17 protein-coding genes are annotated in these 20,265 nt (G+C 27.9%); 15 read left to right on the top strand and 2 right to left on the bottom strand.

From position 1 onward, the window contains the following. Positions 1-145: 145 nt before the first annotated feature. Positions 146-745 (top strand): TetR/AcrR family transcriptional regulator, encoded by a 600-nt coding sequence (locus ACJDTP_RS06010; RefSeq protein ID WP_206490915.1) that lies wholly within the window; start codon positions 146-148, stop codon positions 743-745. A 72-nt stretch (positions 746-817) separates the two neighbouring features. Here the strand turns inward: ACJDTP_RS06010 and ACJDTP_RS06005 are convergent, their stop codons facing one another. Continuing rightward, positions 818-1,207 carry a thioesterase family protein gene (locus ACJDTP_RS06005; RefSeq protein WP_078115578.1) on the bottom strand — a complete coding sequence of 130 codons (390 nt, stop codon included), beginning with the start codon at positions 1,205-1,207 and terminating at the stop codon, positions 818-820. Between the two features lie 412 nt (positions 1,208-1,619). Further along, positions 1,620-1,769 (bottom strand): hypothetical protein, encoded by a 150-nt coding sequence (locus ACJDTP_RS06000; protein ID WP_171771423.1) that lies wholly within the window; start codon positions 1,767-1,769, stop codon positions 1,620-1,622. Positions 1,770-2,200: 431 nt separating this feature from the next. Here ACJDTP_RS06000 and ACJDTP_RS05995 point away from each other — a divergent pair, with 431 nt between their 5' ends. The 14 genes from ACJDTP_RS05995 to ACJDTP_RS05930 all read left to right on the top strand — a co-directional run bounded on the left by ACJDTP_RS05995 (position 2,201) and on the right by ACJDTP_RS05930 (position 20,148). Continuing rightward, entirely contained in the window at positions 2,201-3,661 is a 1,461-nt protein-coding gene (locus tag ACJDTP_RS05995) for a GH25 family lysozyme (protein ID WP_406760743.1), read from the top strand. A 317-nt stretch (positions 3,662-3,978) separates the two neighbouring features. Next, positions 3,979-4,665, top strand: a complete 687-nt coding sequence (locus ACJDTP_RS05990; protein ID WP_078115576.1) for a hypothetical protein — start codon at positions 3,979-3,981, stop codon at positions 4,663-4,665. 214 nt (positions 4,666-4,879) lie between these two features. Then, positions 4,880-6,133, top strand: a complete 1,254-nt coding sequence (locus ACJDTP_RS05985; protein ID WP_406760742.1) for a hypothetical protein — start codon at positions 4,880-4,882, stop codon at positions 6,131-6,133. A gap of 11 nt (positions 6,134-6,144) precedes the next feature. Further along, complete coding sequence (locus ACJDTP_RS05980) at positions 6,145-6,831, top strand: response regulator transcription factor (protein WP_161222892.1); 687 nt, start codon at positions 6,145-6,147, stop codon at positions 6,829-6,831. 4 nt (positions 6,832-6,835) lie between these two features. Continuing rightward, entirely contained in the window at positions 6,836-8,209 is a 1,374-nt protein-coding gene (locus tag ACJDTP_RS05975) for a sensor histidine kinase (RefSeq protein ID WP_406760741.1), read from the top strand. Between the two features lie 309 nt (positions 8,210-8,518). Beyond that, positions 8,519-9,316, top strand: coding sequence for a ribonuclease H family protein (locus ACJDTP_RS05970; RefSeq protein ID WP_077842935.1), 798 nt, complete (start codon positions 8,519-8,521; stop codon positions 9,314-9,316). Between the two features lie 93 nt (positions 9,317-9,409). Further along, positions 9,410-11,221 (top strand): SEC-C metal-binding domain-containing protein, encoded by a 1,812-nt coding sequence (locus ACJDTP_RS05965; protein WP_078115572.1) that lies wholly within the window; start codon positions 9,410-9,412, stop codon positions 11,219-11,221. 289 nt (positions 11,222-11,510) lie between these two features. After that, complete coding sequence (locus tag ACJDTP_RS05960) at positions 11,511-11,795, top strand: GNAT family N-acetyltransferase (protein WP_078115768.1); 285 nt, start codon at positions 11,511-11,513, stop codon at positions 11,793-11,795. 20 nt (positions 11,796-11,815) lie between these two features. Beyond that, complete coding sequence (locus tag ACJDTP_RS05955) at positions 11,816-12,733, top strand: 2-thiouracil desulfurase family protein (protein WP_078115571.1); 918 nt, start codon at positions 11,816-11,818, stop codon at positions 12,731-12,733. A gap of 149 nt (positions 12,734-12,882) precedes the next feature. After that, positions 12,883-13,425: an NADH peroxidase gene (locus ACJDTP_RS05950; protein WP_065417240.1), complete on the top strand. Its 543-nt coding sequence runs from the start codon at positions 12,883-12,885 to the stop codon at positions 13,423-13,425. Positions 13,426-14,091: 666 nt separating this feature from the next. Next, positions 14,092-16,521: an EAL domain-containing protein gene (locus tag ACJDTP_RS05945; protein WP_406760801.1), complete on the top strand. Its 2,430-nt coding sequence runs from the start codon at positions 14,092-14,094 to the stop codon at positions 16,519-16,521. Positions 16,522-16,662: 141 nt separating this feature from the next. Further along, positions 16,663-17,424, top strand: coding sequence for an EFR1 family ferrodoxin (locus tag ACJDTP_RS05940; protein WP_077842940.1), 762 nt, complete (start codon positions 16,663-16,665; stop codon positions 17,422-17,424). Positions 17,425-17,642: 218 nt separating this feature from the next. After that, positions 17,643-18,818 carry a class I SAM-dependent methyltransferase gene (locus ACJDTP_RS05935; protein ID WP_406760740.1) on the top strand — a complete coding sequence of 392 codons (1,176 nt, stop codon included), beginning with the start codon at positions 17,643-17,645 and terminating at the stop codon, positions 18,816-18,818. A 268-nt stretch (positions 18,819-19,086) separates the two neighbouring features. Then, positions 19,087-20,148, top strand: a complete 1,062-nt coding sequence (locus ACJDTP_RS05930; RefSeq protein ID WP_406760739.1) for a galactose ABC transporter substrate-binding protein — start codon at positions 19,087-19,089, stop codon at positions 20,146-20,148. Positions 20,149-20,265 lie beyond the last annotated feature (117 nt).

Genomic DNA, 20,265 nt, shown 5'->3' with positions numbered 1-20,265 from the left:
TAATAAAAGTAATTAGTATGAATTATTATAATATATAAAAGTTCAGTGGAATTAAGACAGTACAAACTAAGTTTAGATTATAATATTTAGTTTGTTTTTTTTATTAATGGTGGAAAATGTTAAATAAAAAAGGGAGAATTTTAGGGTGGAAATTAAAGAAAAAATTTTAAAGTCATCTATCAAATTATTTATGGAAAATGGTTTTTTTGAAGTATCTATTAGAGATATTTTTAAACAAATTAACATAAATAAAAGTGCTTTTTATAAGTATTTTAAAAGTAAAGATGAGCTTATATATAAAGTGATAGAAGAATTTTGTTCTCCATACTTTGATGAAATTATAGGCGCTACCAATTTATGTAATGAATCCACAAAAAAAAAGCTGAAAACAATTTTTATAAAATATTGTGGAATAATACCATATTTAAAAAAGATTCTAAATATAAATAGATTTAATTATATTGCTGTCACATTTATAACAATTGAAGGATTAAAAAGTTATGAAAATAGAAATCTAGTAAATGATTTTAACCATATATTATTAGAAGGAATAGACAATGTTGTAGAAGAAGGAAAGGAATTAGGCGAGATTTTGCCAGAAATTGATTCTCTATCAACATCAAAGAGTATTGTGTCGATGTTGCAAAGTTCTATGGTACTTTGGGCAATGAATCAAAATATCGATATAAATTTATTATTCAAAACTAATTTTAAATATTTATGGAAAAGTATCGGAGTAAGTTGAATTTAAATCAATTTTAAAGCAATAACTATATTTAAAGAGAGAGTCTCTTTAAATATAGTTATTATCATTTATTTAGCAATTTTTAGTTTTTCTCATAAAATCTTCTGAGTTTACAATAAACCTTATATGAGAACCTTTTCCGATAGTACCTTGGTCATCACTTGCTTCCACATCAAAAAATAATTTTTTTCCATCTACTTTTGTAAGAGTAGCTTTGCATTTTATATTTGCGCCAATTGGAGATGATTTAATATGTTTGACACTCATATCAATTCCCACTGTAGTATAGCCACTTGGAAGTTCCTCTATTACTAAACTTTTTGATGCATTTTCCATTAGAGCAATCATAGCAGGGGTTGCATAGACTTCTAGATCACCTGATCCCATTTTTATAGCTGTTTCATTTTCTGTAACTTTAAACTCTTTGATATATGAAGTACCTTCAGTTAAATTAAATTCCATCTAACACCACTTCTCCTCTCAATAAATATAGATTCATTATTAAATATGTTTCATTATAATAATTTTATAGTACTAAATATTTTCATACTTTTCAAGAATAATAAAAATTGGTAAGGATTAAGAAAAAGATTGTAGTTTTTTAAAGAGAGGTTTTTAATATTAAAATAAAACATTTTTTTGATATTTATGGTTTTAAGTATAAATTGTTTTAAAGTTAAAAAGGAAAGTTTATGAAAATTAAATATGAAACATAATAAAAAAGTGAGTAAGAAACTAAACCAATTATATTTCAAAGGTTTATTAGAAATTGTTAACAAAAAATAACTAGCAGATTAAATTCTACTAGTTATTTTTTCTATATGCACACGTAAATATTTACTATTAATAAGTTGTATATATTAAAAATATAATTTTATCGCCTCAATTTATCTTCGTAAATATCTCTGTTAGAAGATGGAGGAGTTACACGAACATATGCATATTCAGGAGCTTTATACCCTGGACCATATATCAAAAATTCGATAATTTTCTTAGCAAAAGCCTTAGAGAGTATTTTTTTCATTTAACATCACTCCTTACCTATATGTTACATTAATTATATTGGAATATTCGGAAAATTGCAACATTTTATTAATAAATAATAATTATTATCCAGTATAATACATTTTTTTGTAGAATAAAAAAGCATAATAGTTTTTTATTCCACTCTTATTATAAATCTATGTTGTATAGGTTAGATTTATTAATTTTTTCCTATAGTAAATTTTATTTATGCCACTAGATGATAAATAGCGAGTATAATTCCAATGATGATTTATTAAAAGAAGAAATTAGAGAGTTACATAAGAATGTAACTTCTATTATTTCCCTCCATATCCATAGTAAATCAATTGATTGAAAATGACATTAATTGTATAATTTTAGATGAGTTGATTTGAAGCGGATTAAAAAATAACTAAGTACTTAGTGAGAATTAAAAGGAGACTGATCCATGTGAATATTAGAAAGAAACTTACTTCGTTTATACTAGTTTTTTTAATTAGTATAAGTTTTGGACAAGTATTAAATGTACAAGCTGCAACTGCTGATTCAACAATAATATCTAGCAATGCTGTTAACAAGCCATCAGAAGAAATTCCTAATCCAGGTATACCTGAAAATAAGCCTAATGAATTAAATATTATTTATAAATATAGTACCCAAGATATTGAAAATAGTGATGATGGAAAAGTTAATATAACATCAACTATTGGGTGGAAAAAAGAGAATGGATACTGGTATTACTATAAATCCGATAGTACAAGAGCAACTGGGTGGATAAAACCAGATAACAAGTGGTATTATTTAAAATACGATGGAAGAATGGTAACAGGATGGTTTAATGTTAATGGCATATGGTATTATTTAGATCAATCAGGCAGTATGGTTACTGGTTGGAGTAAATTAAATAATGTTTGGTATTTCTTAAACGGTTCAGGGGCAATGGTGACAGGACTAAATAAAATAGATAATAAAATTTATATGTTTTATAGTAGTGGCGCCATGGCTACAGGATGGTATAAATCAGGTGATAATTGGTATTACTCTAGCAGTAGCGGAAGTATGGCAACAGGATGGATTAAAGATAATGGAACTTGGTATTATTTATATGATACTGGTGCAATGGCTAAAGGATGGGTTAATATTGATGGAAAGTGGTATTATTTAAAATCTAGTGGAGCAATGTCAACAGGATGGATAAATTCTGGAAGTGATACTTATTATTTAGATAAATCATCTGGGGCTTTAGTTACAAATTCTACAATAGATGGTTATAAAATTGGTTCTGATGGCAAGAAGATAGGGCCAGGAAATCCAGTCAATAATAATTCTAATACTTTACTAAAAGGGATAGATATTAGTCACTACAATGGGGACATAGATTTTAAAAAAGTTAAAGCTTCAGGAATCCAATGTGTATACATAAAAGCCACAGAAGGGACAACCTATGTTGATAATTATTTAGGAATTAGTTATAATGGAGCTCAAAATGCAGGATTAAAGACAGGTTTTTATCACTTTTTAGTTGGGACAAGCTCTCCTGAGACTCAAGCACGTAATTTTTACAATAGCATAAAAGATAAGAAGAATGACTTGAAGCCAGCTTTAGATATAGAAAAAGATGGATTTGATGTCATGGGTTATGCATTAAGGTTCATAGATGAATTTAAGAAATTAAGTAATATGGACATTTGTATATATACATATTCAGATTTTATAAAAAATAATTTAGATAGCAGATTATCTAAATATACATTATGGGAAGCAAACTATTATAAGAGCCCATTTAATTTACCAGCTAATAGTATATGGAATTCTAGAGCAGGACATCAATATACAGATAAAGGTGTTATCGATGGGATTTATGGAGATGTAGACTTAAATGAATTCACACAAGATATTCTTAATAATTAAAGGTTTTACTCAAAAAGCAAGCAAACCAGTTTAAAAGAAAAGCTATCCTTAAAGGATGGCTTTTTTTATATGCCTCAAAACGAAAAATTATTTATTATAATCAATTAATATTATTGCAATAGAATTTTTTTACCAATGAATAAAGTAATTTAATGAAAGTTTTCACCATAATATTGTAACTTTTTTGTAACGCTTTTAGTTTAAAAACATTTTATACTTTAGGTAAGATACAGAAAATACTAAAGTATATATTTTTTGAGCTTCTAAGTAGATTAATTATATACAAAAAATAACAAAAATTAGTTAGGAGAATAATTATGATAAATAAAATTGAAAAGAGATTTAAACTATTGTTTTCAGCGGCCATAATAGGTGTTATCATTATAAGTTCTGCAAGCATAGTTGGATGTAGTCCTAAAAAGTCGTCTGAAATAGATCTTGAAAATAAAGAAGTGTCAGTTGAGAAAGTTTCAGAAAATAGCAATCAAACAGAAGGTGAAAAGATATCAGAAGAAGTAGTTAGTATTGAAAAATCTAGTAATAATGAGGATAATAAAGAAATAGTAGCTTCACAAGTAAAAAAGAAAAATGATTCAGTAAAAATAATTGAAGATAGCAAGTCTATGGATGCCTCAAAGTCGGATAATGGAAAGAATAATTTTACAGAATATATGAATCTATTAGATTTGAGTAAAGAAAAACTTATAAGCACATTAAATGAAAAGCCAAGTTCTATCGGAGAAGGTGGAGTGGAATTTAAAAAAGCCGGTATTAGAGTTTGGTTTGATCAGAAAAATAATGATAAGGTAGAGCAAATCTTTATTATAAGAAATGACTTGAATTTAAATGGTGTAAAGATTGGTGATAAGATAAGTAGATTTAAAGAAGTTTTTGGGAATCCAGTCAGTGATAAAAATGGAGACGCACATTTTAAGTATAACAATATATTTTTATCTGTAAATTATGATGCAAACACAGGACAAACCTATGCGATATATATTTAAAAAAATGATTTTTAGTAAATTGAAAACAACTTTCTTATTTTAAAATTATAGGATAATGCTACAAGGCAAGCATTGAAGCACAGGCATTTAATGAAAAATACAATAAAAACGTATAGTTAACATAAGAGCTAAAAATTATGGATATGAAGTAATTATATATTATAGATAAGGTAACACTAAATAATAACAGAATGAAAAATGGGGTGTATATGTTATGAGAAAATATGCAAGAGTTATAATACTGATTATTTCTTTAGGGAGTATTATAACAGGCTGTGGGAATGTTGTAAACGCAACTAGCTTAATTCAAGCCCCCATGCTTGCAAGTGTGCAAGAAAACGAAATTAATAAAGAGCTAAAAGAAATTTTAACGCCTGGCAGTGAATTCTTAGTCCCTAAGAATTCACAAGAAAAACAAAGTATTTTTATAGATGATGTTGATAAAGATGGTAAAAATGAAGCGTTTGTATTATATAGGGATATGAAAGAAAATAGACAAGTTCATCTATTAGTGCTTAAGGAAGAAAATGAAAAATGGAATAAAATACTTGATGTAGCTACTAGTTTTAATATTATTGATTATTTTAGTCTTAAAGATCTTGATGGAGATGTGAAAAAAGAAGTGATTTTAGGTGTTTCAGTATCAGATTCTGAACCAAGTAAACAGTTATTTATATATGAATTGAATGGAAAAGAATTAGTTAATAAAGTTAATCGTACTTACGAATGGATAGATATATCGGATTGCAATGAAGATAATAAACCTGATGTTATAATAATTGATGGAGAAATAGGCAAATCAAAAACAGCAGAAATGTTTAATTATGAAAATAATCAATTGAAATCTCACACATTTGTGGGTCTAAATCCTGAGGGTGTAATTGAAAATGTCGTTAGTGGAAAATTAGCAGATGGGAATAATGCGTTATTCATTGATAGTGCATTAGGGGCCCATTCAATGTTAACTGAAATTGTTACTTGCGATAGAGGAAGATTTATTAAAATTGGAGATGAAAATGATGGTATTTTATTTAAGGCTTACCCATTATATAGCAGAGATATAAAGAATGACGGTATTATAGATGTTGGAGGAATGTATATTCCTAAAGGTTTTGAAGATGCAGCGATGGCAGAAATCCCTTTTATTTATACTTACTCTGATTATAGAGAAGATGGAACACATGAAATTGTAGAAGAAAGATATACAGATAGTGTACAGCATTTCTATATTACAATTCCCTCCAAGTGGCATGGTAAAGTTACAATTCAAAAGCTTGATCAAAGTGTTAGACTTATAGATAATGAAAGTCAGGATAATTTATTTGAAGTAAAATGGATAAGCAAAAGTTCATATGGTGAGAACAAAACCAAGCTTGGAGAAACGAAGGATATTATATTTTATGATGATATTAAAGAAGAACAGCCTATTTTAAAGGAAAATTTTCATTTACTTAAAGATGAATTTTAATGGAGGAAAATATGGAAACAATTCTTGTCGTTGAGGATGAACTGTCTATTAGAAGTTTTATATGCCTAAATTTAAGAAAGAAAAAGTACGAAGTTCTAGAAGCTGAGAATGGAGAAGAGGCCTTATCTATTTTTAATAATAGAAAGATTGATATTGTCTTATTAGATTTAATGCTCCCAGGAATTGATGGATTTGAGGTATGTCAGAAAATTAGAGATATAAGTCAATCTGTTGGAATTATTATGCTAACGGCACGATCTCAGGAAGAAGATAGAGTAAAAGGGCTTGTAGAAGGGGCTGACGATTACTTACTAAAACCATTTAGCATGGTTGAGCTAGAGGCAAGAATTATTTCATTAGCACGAAGGTTGAATCATGTATATTCAAAGAAAGAAAGTTCAGTTATTAAATCAGGACCATTTGAGCTTGATGTAATAAATAAAAAAGTATCTCGACTTGGAAAGGATATCAAAGTAACTCCAACAGAATATTGCTTGCTTCAATTTTTAATAAATAATAAGAATAAGGTATTTACACGAAATGATATTTTGGATGAAGTTTGGGGAATAAATTATGTTGGTGATGAAAAAGTTGTCGATGTAAATATAAGACGTATACGAAGGAAAATAGAGAATGATCCATCAGCTCCAGAGTATTTACGCACGGATTGGGGGTATGGGTACTTGTGGAAGGAGTAAAACTATGAAGCGAAGGATTATTGTTTACTTTATGATCATTAGTTTACTTACCTTAAGTCTTGTAATGATAGGTTTTGGAATTGGAATAAGACAATATTATTATCAGGGAATTGCTAATACATTTCAGAGTCAAGCAGAGGCGATTCCTTCTGTGTTAGCAAGAGAAACTGATTTTACTAATAAAAGCTTGGCGGAATTCAGTGATGAAATTATTAAAAATTATCAGATTAATGGATCTGAACTACAACTATTAAAAAGAAATGGTGAATTAATCCAATCATCTACAGGTTTTTATGAAGATAGAACTTATTCGATAGATTCTGATGTGCTAGATTTGAAAACTACATATAAAATTGAGAAAAATTCATATTCAGGTCAGAAAATTATGGCAGTATATACGCCTCTTGTTTTTGACGGGCAAGTATTAGGAATTTTGCGATATACAACATCATTAGCACAAGTAAATGCTTTAATTATTAATCTCTTAATTTATGGAATTATTATCTGCATTTTTATTGCTGTTATTGTGTTTTTTGTAAGTTTGCGTTTAGGGAATATAATTGTAGAACCGTTAAATGATATTATCAATTTTACAAAGAAAATAGCAGATGGAAAATACAAGGAAAAGATTAAGGATACTTATCCAAATGAACTTGGAGAAATAGCAAAAACGCTTAACTATATGGGCGATGAAATATTAAAAACTGATCGTTTAAAGAATGATTTTATATCATCAATTTCTCATGAGCTTAGGACACCTTTGACAGGAATTAAGGGATGGATTGAAACTATGCGAGATCCAAATGAATTATCGGATGATGAATTTAAATTTGGTTTGGGAATTATTAATGATGAATCAGATCGGCTTATTAGCCTGGTGGAGAATCTTTTAGATTTTTCAAGATACCAGTCAGATAGAATTAAACTAATATTATCTGATGTCAAGATGGACAAAATTATTCGTGAAGTGACGTTCCAGCTTCAAAAGAAAGCAGAAAAAAAGGAAATTAAATTAGTGGTTGAAACGCACCCAGCAATTATTATAGCAGATGGTGATAGATTGAGGCAAGTCATACTAAATGTATTAGATAACGCAATTAAGTTCTCATATAAAAATAGTAAAATCTACGTAATTCAATCAGTTAGCAAAGAGTGTATTTTAATTAAAATTAGCGATACAGGTATTGGAATTAAAAAACAGGATATAAATCATGTTATGGAATCATTCTATAAAATCGATCCTAAATCCATTGGCGCAGGGCTTGGATTAGTCATTTCTAATAATATTATAGGTATGCATAATGGCATTCTTAAAATTGATAGTGAATATGGGAAGGGAACAACAGTGACAATTTCACTTCCGCTAGCAAAAGTTTAAATTATACGTAAATGCTTAGATTAAATTAATACTTATTAGCTGAAATTTTAGGTGATATAGAAAATTTCAGCTTTAATTTTGTTATAATGATGTATACATCAGTAAGTTTTATGATATAAAAGAAAATATAAAGAAGTTATTATTAAAATGAACGATGATTTTGAATTTACTGTACCTATGATAAAATACATGTTACAACGATAAATATATATTTAAAGCTTTAGTAAGTCAAATCCTTAGTCAAGGCTACAATGTAGAAACCTAATTGTGATATATATAATGAGATATTTGTTTTAAGGAGTAATTTTTATGAAAATGATGCTTTTTACACTAGAAATAATAGATGAAGAAAATAATAACTATAAAATTAAAGTCAGTAATGGTACTGAGGACTCCTTAGTAGAATTCAATCCTTTAAAAAAAGAACTACATTTTATAGATAATAACAACTTAAGTGATTTTTTTAAAGGTCAGGAATACCAATTTAGGAAAATGCTCCATAATAAGCGTCCAGATACATATTATGTAGGGTTTAATGTAAAAGTAGTTATAAGAGAAGATAAAGATGTAGCTGCTTTTAATGATAGGAGTAAAATATTAGTCTTAGATAAACGAAACAGTAATTATGATAGTTATGCAATAGAAGAAAGTAAGGCTGAGGAAAGAATCTATAAGATCTATACAGATGCTAGTTATTTTGAGAAGAAAAATCATGGTGGATTTGCTTTTATAATAGAAGATTTGAAAGGAAATTATAATTTATATACAGAAAAAGTGAAAGACATAGGAAGCAGCCAAGCTGAACTCGAAGCAGCTATAAAAGCCCTTGAATTATTAAAAGATGTTGAAAAGATAAGAATAATAACTGATAGCCAGTATGTAAGAAAAGGACTCACAGAATGGTTACCTATATGGAAGTTGAATGACTTTAAAACTATTAATGGAGAACCAGCTAAGAATATAGAAAAATGGCTTGCTTTTGATAAGGCTTGTAATGGAAAATATATTGAATTTCAGTGGGTAAAGGCACATTCTAACCATTTTGAAAATTCCCTCTGTGACATGTATGCCAAGGATATAGCTAATAAAAATTCAACCAGCTATTAATTAAAAAATTTGCAGACAAACATAATGTTAGTATATAATTGTGCATGTTGGAATTTTATATAGTAATTATATTATTTAAGAGGAGATTTAGTCGTGCAAGGTAGATGTTATTATTGTAATAAGGAATTAACTGAAAGAACAATTAAAAGACATGCAAAGAGTTGTTCAGTAATGAAAAAATCAATTGAAGAAAAAATGAATCAGGCTAAAGAGGTAAGAGAACAATTCATAATATCCATGAAAGATAAGTATAATCCTAGTTTATATTGTATTTATGTTTCTATAGATGCAAAGTTGCAACTTCAGCATTTGGACAAATTTATAAGAGATATATGGGTAGAGTGTTGTGGACATTTAAGTGCGTTTCATATTGATGAAGAAATATATCATGATAATAGTGATGAACAATATGAGATGAATTTTTATTTAAAAGATGTATTAAATATTAATAAAAAGTTCGAATATGAATATGATTTTGGCTCAACTACTTATTTGACTTTAGAAGTTGTAGATATAATACAGGTTCCAAGTGAATTTAGCCAGGTAGAAGTTATTGCTAGAAATAATCCAGAAGAAGGTAAGTTTAATAATTCTCCAAGAGATGGGGTTTGTGGGTATATAGGAAATAAAGATGCAGAAAAAGAATACTTGCCTGGAAATAATAAGAAATACAAAGTTAGCAATAAAAAGCCTATACATAACAATGATGCTTTCTCAGATTTTGATTATTCTGAACAAATGATAGAGAATGATTTTTTAAAACATCATAATAAATTTACAAATAGTTTTATACATACGTTTTTTAAGGAGACATATTCTTTTGATCTAGAAGAATTGATCAAGCCATATCCTAAAAAGGAAATTTGTAGTCTAGCAGAAAACATTGGTCTTAAATTATCATATAATTTAAATAAGAATCAGGTAATTGAAAGATATATCGATGAATATGAGAATTATATTAGAAATAAAATGCATGTGATTAATGATGATATGTATAGAATATTATTAAAATACATTAAGAATAATGGAATAATTTCGATTTCTGATAATGAAGCAGAAAACTATGCGGATAAACATGCTTTTTTTATGAATCAAGGGATGGTATTTCCTTGCTTAAAAGATAGAAAACCAATCTTATTAATGCCCGAAGTAATGCAGGCAATTGTTAAGCAAAGTGATACTTTAGAGTTTAGAAAGTTAATGAAGAAAAATAGTGAAATCATGAATATCTTTAGAGGTATGATTAAGTTATATGGTGTTCTTTGTTTTGAAGATGTTAAAGGATTAATGAAAAGATATGACAATGTAGAAGAGCAAATATTGTTATCTATATTAGAAGAAGGATCTTTTTATTATAATAATGAATATTATGGTACAATTGATGATGATGGAAAAATTATATTCGTTAATGTAGAAATAGAGGATTATGAAGAAATATTAAATAATATAGACAACAATTTGGATTATTCTATGATTAGTAAAGATGATCTAATCTCCATGTCTAACGAAGATTATTTGGAAAGAAGTAGTATTGGGAGGAAGTTTTCAAAAGAATTTTCATCTATGTTTTTAGTTGATAAAAATGATGCTGCTGGAACTATGAATATGTTGGCCTTGGATATACAATATAGAAATTCTGAAGAAATACTTGAAGATATAATTAATGGAATAGATGCAAAACTTGACAAGGAAGATGAAATTAGGGTATTTAACATTGTTAATAAATTTATTAATAATATACCATTATGGAAATATAAAGGTGCAACTATAAATGAAAAATCAGGAAATAATAAAACAATTGAAAGCAAAAAAGAGGTTGGAAGAAATGATCCATGCCCATGTCAAAGCGGAAAGAAGTATAAGAAGTGCTGTGGACGTAATGGAAACGTGATTCAATTGTTTTAACAAATTTTAGGTATGCAAATAAATGATGTATGGAATTTTGTATAATGTTGCTTTTAGACAAATATATTAACATTATTTTGAATATAGTACGAGGAATAAGGGGTTATCAAAGATAGCTCCTTATTTTTTCAGTGGAAAAAAGTAAATGGTGAATTAAATTAAAAAAAGTATAAAAATTCGACATTAAAATGATATTTGGGTATGATATAATAGCACTGTGGATATATAAGGAATTACTAAAGGGTTTTGTAAAATGAATAAAATTATGGAGAGGATGGTGTTTTGTATTATGTTTGATATTAAAAAGGGATTGAATAAATTCTATATCGGAGAAACGGAAGAAAATACGTTAGCAGAAGTAATATTAAGTGATACTAGTAAGGATATAATAAAAATTGAGCATACTTTTGTAGGTGAAAAGTTGAAGGGCAAAGGAGCAGGCAAACTTTTAATAAGGAAAGTTGTAGATTTTGCGATAGAAGAAAATAAGAAGATAATACCAGTATGTGTTTTTGCAGAAAAGGAATTTGATAAAAATAAAGAGTATGAGAGTGTTTTATACAAAAACGATTAATGGGTTTAAAGAGGTGTTATATGGAGAAAGTACTGAAGAAAAAATTAAAAGTAGGTATAAGTGAATGCTGCTTTGGAGCAAAAGTAAGATATAATGGTAAAGGATTTGATTATGTAAAAAATTTTGGTAGGGAAAATGAGCAATTTGTATTTTATCCTATGTGCCCTGAATGTCTTGCTGGATTAGGGGTACCTAGAACACCTATAAGTATAAAGGGTGGTAGTGGACAAGATGTTTTAGAAGGCAAGGCAAAGATTAAAAATAAAACTGGTGAAGATGTTACAGAAAAGCTTATAAAAGCATGTAACTTTTGTTTAGAATTATTGAAGAGTGAGGATATATATATTTATATGTACAAGGAGGGTAGTCCAAGTTGCGGAGTATATAGGACTACTCTTAAGGACAAAAGACTTGGAAACCCACCTGGAGTATTAGGGGCGATGTTGCTTAAAGAAGGATTCTTTTTAGTATGTGCAGATGATTTAGAAAGCCCAATAAAAAGGTGGGATATAAGAAGAAGATTAAACGCTTTTGTTTGGGCAAGAGAAGTAGAAATAGAGAATAAAAATCAACTTTATAATGTATGGCATGCTCTAAAATTTTTATGTCAAGAATTAGATGAGAAGGCGGCTAGAAGTTTAGGAAATAAGTTATCAAATTTAAACGATACTCAAAAAGAAGATATTGAAAAATACAGACAACTGATCCTTGATATTATTAGAAAGCCATCAAATTTAAGTAGAATAAAGGCATGGTTATGGAAAAATTATAGCTACTACAGAAAATATAAAGGTATAGAACTTGATATAGTGAAAGAGCCAACAGATCTAAGATCAAATACAATTTTGGCTGAAGAACTAATTAAGCTAGAAAACAAACTATATAATGAAGGGTATTCCTTTGGATCTAGTCCAATTCTTTATAGAGGAAAAAGATAAAAAATGCATATTGTGTATAAAAATGTAGAAATAAAGGGTATAAAAGTAAGAAAGAATAGAAGGAAAAAGGATATAGATGTTGAAATATATATAATAAGGTAATTAACCTAATAAATATTTATTGAAATGATAGTGAGGAGAGAGAATTTATGAAAAAATTTGTTTGTACAGTGTGTGGTTATATTCATGAAGGAGAAGCAGCACCAGAAAAATGTCCAGTATGTGGTGTAGGATCAGAAAAGTTCATAGAGCAAAGTGGGGACTTAGCTTTTGCTGATGAACATGTAATTGGAGTTGCTAAAGGTGTTGAGAAAGAAGTGATCGATGGATTACAGGCGAACTTTATTGGAGAATGCACAGAAGTTGGAATGTATTTAGCTATGTCAAGACAAGCTGATAGAGAAGGGTATCCAGAAGTTGCAGAAGCATATAAGAGAATAGCATTTGAAGAAGCAGAACATGCTGCTAGATTTGCTGAATTACTTGGTGAAGTAGTAGTAGCAGATACAAAAGCTAACTTACAAGCTAGAGTTGACGCAGAACATGGTGCATGTCAAGGTAAGAAGGATTTAGCAACACTTGCTAAGAAATTAAACTTAGATGCAATACATGATACAGTTCATGAAATGTGCAAGGATGAAGCTAGACATGGAAAAGCTTTCAAAGGATTGTTAGATAGATATTTTGAATAGAGCAGATTACTAATGATATGTTCTTATTAAGCTAATTTATACATATTATTAGAAAGCGTTCATAAAGAGTAAAAAAGTCAGATTAGGTTGAGAACTTAATCTGACTTTTTTTATTCTTTATGAAATTATAACTAAGTCAAATATATGAATAACTTTTAGTAGTAGCAGAAATATATAGTATGGAAACAGATTTTCTTGTAAAAATCGTGTATCCTTATAAATAATAAAATTAACATAGTAAAGTAATTTTAAAATCAGAATATTATTAAATATACTTCATATTATTATAAAACGCAGATTATAAATTTACTAAAATTTCTAAAATGAATTAAGAAAAAGCGCCTATTCAAAAAATATAATATAATTATTTCGTATATATAGTTGTTATTATTTTATAGCCTGCACAATAAAGAAGCGCTTAAAATAGTATTAAGTAAGTAGAATTAAAATAAGTAATAATAATTTTTTAAAATTAATTATATATTTAATTTTAAGTTTAGATACATTAATAAAAACATTGAATAGTTAAAAGATCAATACTAGAATTATATTATGTGAAAGAATGTTGAAATATGGAATTAATGTTTTTAGGTGTTAAAGTATAGTATAGATTATTAATTATATAAATCTGAACTTTTTTGTGTTTTATGCTGGAGGTGGGGTACTATTAAGACTACGTTATTTATATTATTATTTTTATGTTGCGTTTTTTATTTATTTTTAGGAATATACGGCTATAGGATAGATAAGAAATCCAAGACAAATCAGATATTTTTATATATTTGTATTTGCTTTGTACTTTGGTCAGGTGGATATGCAATGATGTTGACATCCGACAACATCAATGTAGCATTTTTTTGGAGAAATTCTTCGGTTCTAGGGTATTGTTTTTTTAATGGACTTTGGCTATACTTTGCATATTTGCTCAATAATACAGATGATTTTGAATATATTTCAATAATAAAATTTTTAGCATATGTTCCAACTACTATATTATTTATTGGAAATGTTATAGTAGAACCATATTCAGCAATGAATAAAGAATATTATGGTTGGATTGATGTGGCTCCAGAGTTGTTCCCTCAAATTTTATATATAATATGGGCGATAGTAATAGATATTGCAGGTGTTATAGTGCTGTATCTGAGAGGTAAATATTCTAAGATAAATAGAGTAAAAAAGCAAACTAAAATTATTTTGATAACTTGTACAATGAGTATCATTATAGGCATAATTACAGATTTTATTTTGCCTTTACTCGGAGTAACTATTTTTCCATCAGCAGTATTAACAGGAGTTATAGCTTTAGGAGGGATCTACTATGCAATAAACAGGCACAGAATGATGTTGACTACTCCAAAATATATATCAGAATATATTTTTAACAGTGTAAACGAGCCAATATTTATTTTAAATGAGAACTTTATTATTCAAAATTGTAATAATGCATCATTAAGTGTAACTAATTATAAAATTGAAGAAGTCGAAGGAAAAATATTTAGTGAATTACTTAGTAATGTTGATTTTGACTTAAGTGCCATAATTAAAAATGCTTATGCAAAAAATATAGAAGTTAACTTGGAAACGAAATATGGAAATAACATTACCTGCGAATTATCCGGCACAATTATATATGATGAATATAGAGATATATTAGGTATATTGATATTACTACACGATATTTCGGAAAGAAAAAAAATATTAGAAATGGAAAAGAGCTGCAATTTAAAACTAGAAGAAGCCAATATTATGCTTAAAAATCAAATTCAAGATAAAATAAGGGCTGAGGAGAAAATTCGTCATTTTGTATATTATGATCCTCTTACAGAACTTCCTAACAGAAAAATGATGTTAGAAAAGCTTAATTTGCTTATAGAAATTGAAAATAATGGTTTCGCGATGCTTTTCATAGATTTAGATGGATTTAAAAGTATAAATGATAATTATGGGCATCAACTTGGTGACAAAGTTCTCAAAAATGTTGCAGACACATTAAAAGGTATAATAAGTGATAATGATATAATCAGCAGAATTGGTGGAGATGAATTTGTAATTATAGCAACTAATATAAAATCCACTACTTATGTTAAAGAAATTGCTGAGAGGATTCAAAAAGCATTGAAAACTCCTTTTATTTATAATGGGGAAGCTTTAAGTGTCGGAGCCAGTATTGGCATAAGTATATTTCCTGAACATGGCAAGGATACAGATACTTTAATTAGAAAAGCAGACATAGCCATGTATGAAGTTAAGAAAAATGGTGGTTATAATTATGCTTTATATTCATCAAAAATAAATGATGAATTTCTTGATAAAATCGATATCAAAGAGAAATTAAATAAAGCCATGAAAAACAATGAATTTATAATTTACTATCAACCAATTATAAGTTTAAGGTCAATGAAAGTTCTATATTCAGAAGCTCTTATCAGATGGAAGCAAGGTGATAAAATCATTTCTCCTGCAGAGTTTATTCCAATTGCAAAAAGTGTAGGTGAAATAATACCAATTGATAATTGGGTATTAGAAAATGCCTGCAAGCAATGTGAAATATGGCATGAGCTTGGAGGCAATGAATTTAGTATTTCAGTTAATGTTTCTTATTCACAATTAAAGCAATCTGAGTTCGTATCAATGGTTCAAAGTATATTGAATCATTACTCGCTTCCAGCAAGGTGCTTAAATATGGAAATTACTGAAGATGAGGCTATGGAGGACTTTGGTACAATTACAGGAATACTAGAAGAATTAAAAAAAATAGGAATTAGAGTATCTTTAGATGATTTTGGTACAGGCTATTCATCTCTTAGTTATGTCAATAGATTACCTATTGATATGATAAAAATTGATAAGTCCCTTATAGCTAATTTAGAGAAAGACTATAAAAGCGTAATGATTGTTAGATCAATAATAAATTTAGGGCACAGCTTGAGTCTTAAGATTATTGCAGAAGGAATTGAAACACAGGAACAATTTAGAATTTTAAATGAACTTAATTGTGATTATATTCAAGGCTACTTAATAGGAAAACCAATGGAAGCATTAGAGTTTGAGCATAGATTTATTAAAAAAGAAACTGAAATTATGAAATCATAAAAATTAGAAGTATTTTACTAAAATATGACATAGATATAAGATCTATCCGTATGCTAAAAATGGATAGCTTCTTAATTTGCACAGATGAATATTTAGGGTGTAAAATTCAAGTTATGAAATATTTATTAAGGAGATTTAAAAATGGAGACAACTATTTATTATTTTACTGGAACAGGAAATTCGCTTAAGATAGCTAAAGATTTAAGTGAAAATATCACCAATTGTCGATTGGTACGTATATGCAAACGTAATATGAATATAAATGAAGTAACGTCTAAAAGGGTAGGATTTGTTTTTCCTGTTTACTATAGAGGGCTTCCTAAAATAGTTGCAAAATTTATAAAAAACTTAGAGGTTAATTCAGGTAAATACTTTTTTGCAGTAGCTAATTTTGGAAGCTATGCAGCATTAACCTTTGAGCAAATTGATGCTATATTAAGACGTAAAGGAAAATCGCTTTCAGCAAATTTTAGTGTTGAAATGCCTGGAAATATGTGGTTTATGTATTATCCTCATCCGAAAGAAGACTTCATTAATCGAATGAATAATCAATCAAAGATAACAATTGATATTGCAAGAATGATTAATAATAACTATGAAAATAATATTCCTGTCATAAAAAACAGAGATAAAGAAGAAAAGATGTATAGAGATTTTAATCCAAATAATATTGACGAAAATTTCTGGGTTAGCGAGAAATGTATAGGCTGTGGCATTTGTTCTAAGGTATGTCCGGCTGAAAATATAGAAATTATAGAAACAAAACCTTCGTGGAAACACCGATGTGAACAATGTCTAGCATGTATTCACTTATGTCCACAGACAGCAATTGAATTTAAGAAAGATTCAATAAATAAAGAAAGATATAAAAATATATTTATTGAAATGAAGGAACTCTTTTAAAATCTATTTCCTTAAGTTTAAATTTCAAAGGATGCTCTGGTTGTTTAGCATGTGTTTAGATAATTGGTACTAAAAACAATAGTAATGCATACCATATAAGTAAATTTAAAGGGAAGGGCTAATGAAAATAAGTGGAATTATTGATATTTTAGACTATTTAATTATAAACTAGATATAGAATTACTAGCTGTTTCATTTTTGTTTTTAGGAGGAAGAGCATGGATATTGATAAGATATTTTATAAAACATTATTTAAGAATCTGTTTAGCGATCCTGTAGAAATAAAATTTTGGGATGGAACTACTGAAAAATATTTAGAAGGAGAACCAGTTTTCAAAATTATTTTTAATGAACCAATTTCCAAAGCTGATATTATTAAAAATCCATCATTAGCATTTGGAGAAGGGTATATGACTAAGAAAGTAGATATAGAGGGAAGTGTTAAAAAAGCTATAGAGTCTATATATAATAATAAGGATAGCTTTTTGAATAATAGTAACATGTATTCAAAGCTTCTAAGAAAAGCTTCAAATAATATCAAACATAGTAAAGAAAATATTGAGTTTCATTATGATATAGGCAATGATTTTTATAAACTATGGTTAGACGATACAATGACATATTCATGTGCGTATTTCAAGACACCTAGTGATTCACTGACACAAGCACAAAAGAATAAGGTGCTACACATCCTTAATAAATTGGACTTAAAAGAAGGAGAAACTTTACTTGATATAGGATGTGGATGGGGTGAATTAATTATTTCTGCAGCTAAGGAATATAATGTGAAAGCTACTGGAATAACTTTAAGTTCTGAGCAATTTGCAAAAGTCAAAGAAAAAATAGATAATGAGAATCTGAACAATCTAGTTGATGTTCAGCTTGTTGATTATAGGGAATTTAAAGATAGGCAATTTGATAAGATAGTTAGTGTAGGTATGCTGGAACATGTAGGAAAAGATCATATTACTGAATATTTTAATACTATAGATAGATTATTAAATGATAAGGGATTATCTTTACTTCATTGCATAACATCAGTGACAGAAGGTGGGAATAATACTTGGATAGATAAGTATATTTTTCCAGGTGGATACGTTCCATCTGTTTCAGAATTGATCTGCTCAATGTCAGATAAAAATTTCAATGTAATTGATGTAGAAAATATTAGATTGCATTATGAAAAAACGCTAGAACATTGGGCAAGTAATTTTGAAAATGCTTTACCTGAAATAAGAAAAACTAAGGATGAAACATTTATAAGAATGTGGAGATTATATTTAAATGCCTGTGCAGCATCTTTTAATAGTGGAAATGTTCATATACACCAATTTCTATTTGGCAAAGGAGTAAATAATAATTTACATTGGACTAGAGAGTATATGTATAAATAATATTATCTAAAAGTTTTGGCCATATTTTATAATGAATTCTTTTATTAGTACCATTCATTATAGGATATGGCTATATATATGTTGCAATTCACAATGCACAGTTCACAAGCCATAATTACGGCTAAAATTTTTGAAACATTTTTAGAATCATGATGAAGAATTATTTTATTTCTAAATGATTAATTTGAATAAATTTTATATTTATATGCAACCTAATCAAGAGTAGATATATAATTTTGAGTATTTATATCTAATGGGAGGTATTATAATGAAAATATTAAATAAAAGAATTGCGATGATATTGTTTACTTTAACTATTTTTTCATTGATATCTATAACTCAAGTTAAAACAATAGCAAGTTTGGATTCTAACACTAGTAGAGTGTCTAATATAGCAGTAATATTTTTCGTAACTGATGATCCATTTACTATGAAAGTTATTGAAAGCCTAAAGAATATAGAAAATGAGAATCAAAATAAAGTGAAATTTACTTTTTTAAATCCTAAGAACAATATAGCAATACAAGATGAACTATTAGATGCTGCGTTACAAACAAAATATGATTTGTTTATATTATATTTACCAGACAGAAGAGAAAGTACTGTAGAAAGTGTTATTAACAAGATTAAGCAAAAGAATAAACCTTTAATACTAATGAATATTATACCTGAAGTGGCTTCAAAAGCTTCTAAATTATATGATAAGGTTGTTTTTGTAACTCCTGACTCGAAGAAAGCTGGCATTGCTCAAGGTAAAATTATTGCTGATTATTGGAATAGAAATAAAAGCGGTTTAGATACAAATGGTGATAATATATTACAGTATGTTTTGTTGCAAGGTCCATCTGATGATCCACAGCCCATTGATAGAAGTAAATATGCAATATCAACGCTTAATGATTCTGGAATAAAGACGCAAGAACTTGCTAGAGTAAATGCTAATTGGTCTAAGGATTTAGCTAAAAGTTCTATTGATAATCTGTTCCTTAAATATAATGGAAGAATTGAAGCAATAATTTCAAACAATGATGCTATGGCAATAGGAGCTATTGAGGCATTACAAAAATATGGATATAACAAAGATAATAAGTCAAAAAATATAGCTGTTGTTGGAATTGATGGATTACAAGAAGCAAAAAATTTAATTGATAAAGGGATCATGACTGGAACTGTTATTCAAGATCCAAGGATTGAAGCTGAAGTTTTATATAATGTTGGAATGAATTTAATTAAAAATTTAAGCCCAACAGAAAATACAGATTATAAAGTTGTTGATGGAGAAATTATAATACCATTTCCGTATGATACATATATACGTAGCATTAGTTAATCATAAATAGGAAAGCTTTTTAAAATAATCCTTGCATCTGAAATTGTTAATGATAATGAACTTTTTAGAGTAATATATTTCTTAAATTCTTTCTTGTAACTATATATTAAAATACTA

This window comes from Candidatus Clostridium helianthi, from assembly GCF_045310795.1.
Taxonomy (GTDB): domain Bacteria; phylum Bacillota; class Clostridia; order Clostridiales; family Clostridiaceae; genus Clostridium; species Clostridium helianthi.
This window is presented reverse-complemented; position numbering and strand designations above follow the sequence as displayed.

Coding starts and splice junctions, on each gene's coding strand:
- ACJDTP_RS05990 (WP_078115576.1), top strand. CDS start 3,979: ATGATAAATAAAATTGAAAAGAGATTTAAACTATTGTTTTCAGCGGCC.
- ACJDTP_RS05985 (WP_406760742.1), top strand. CDS start 4,880: ATGAGAAAATATGCAAGAGTTATAATACTGATTATTTCTTTAGGGAGT.
- ACJDTP_RS05955 (WP_078115571.1), top strand. CDS start 11,816: ATGGAGAAAGTACTGAAGAAAAAATTAAAAGTAGGTATAAGTGAATGC.
- ACJDTP_RS05960 (WP_078115768.1), top strand. CDS start 11,511: ATGTTTGATATTAAAAAGGGATTGAATAAATTCTATATCGGAGAAACG.
- ACJDTP_RS05940 (WP_077842940.1), top strand. CDS start 16,663: ATGGAGACAACTATTTATTATTTTACTGGAACAGGAAATTCGCTTAAG.
- ACJDTP_RS06005 (WP_078115578.1), bottom strand. CDS start 1,207: ATGGAATTTAATTTAACTGAAGGTACTTCATATATCAAAGAGTTTAAA.
- ACJDTP_RS05970 (WP_077842935.1), top strand. CDS start 8,519: ATGAAAATGATGCTTTTTACACTAGAAATAATAGATGAAGAAAATAAT.
- ACJDTP_RS05950 (WP_065417240.1), top strand. CDS start 12,883: ATGAAAAAATTTGTTTGTACAGTGTGTGGTTATATTCATGAAGGAGAA.
- ACJDTP_RS05930 (WP_406760739.1), top strand. CDS start 19,087: ATGAAAATATTAAATAAAAGAATTGCGATGATATTGTTTACTTTAACT.
- ACJDTP_RS06000 (WP_171771423.1), bottom strand. CDS start 1,769: ATGAAAAAAATACTCTCTAAGGCTTTTGCTAAGAAAATTATCGAATTT.
- ACJDTP_RS05980 (WP_161222892.1), top strand. CDS start 6,145: ATGGAAACAATTCTTGTCGTTGAGGATGAACTGTCTATTAGAAGTTTT.
- ACJDTP_RS05975 (WP_406760741.1), top strand. CDS start 6,836: ATGAAGCGAAGGATTATTGTTTACTTTATGATCATTAGTTTACTTACC.
- ACJDTP_RS05935 (WP_406760740.1), top strand. CDS start 17,643: ATGGATATTGATAAGATATTTTATAAAACATTATTTAAGAATCTGTTT.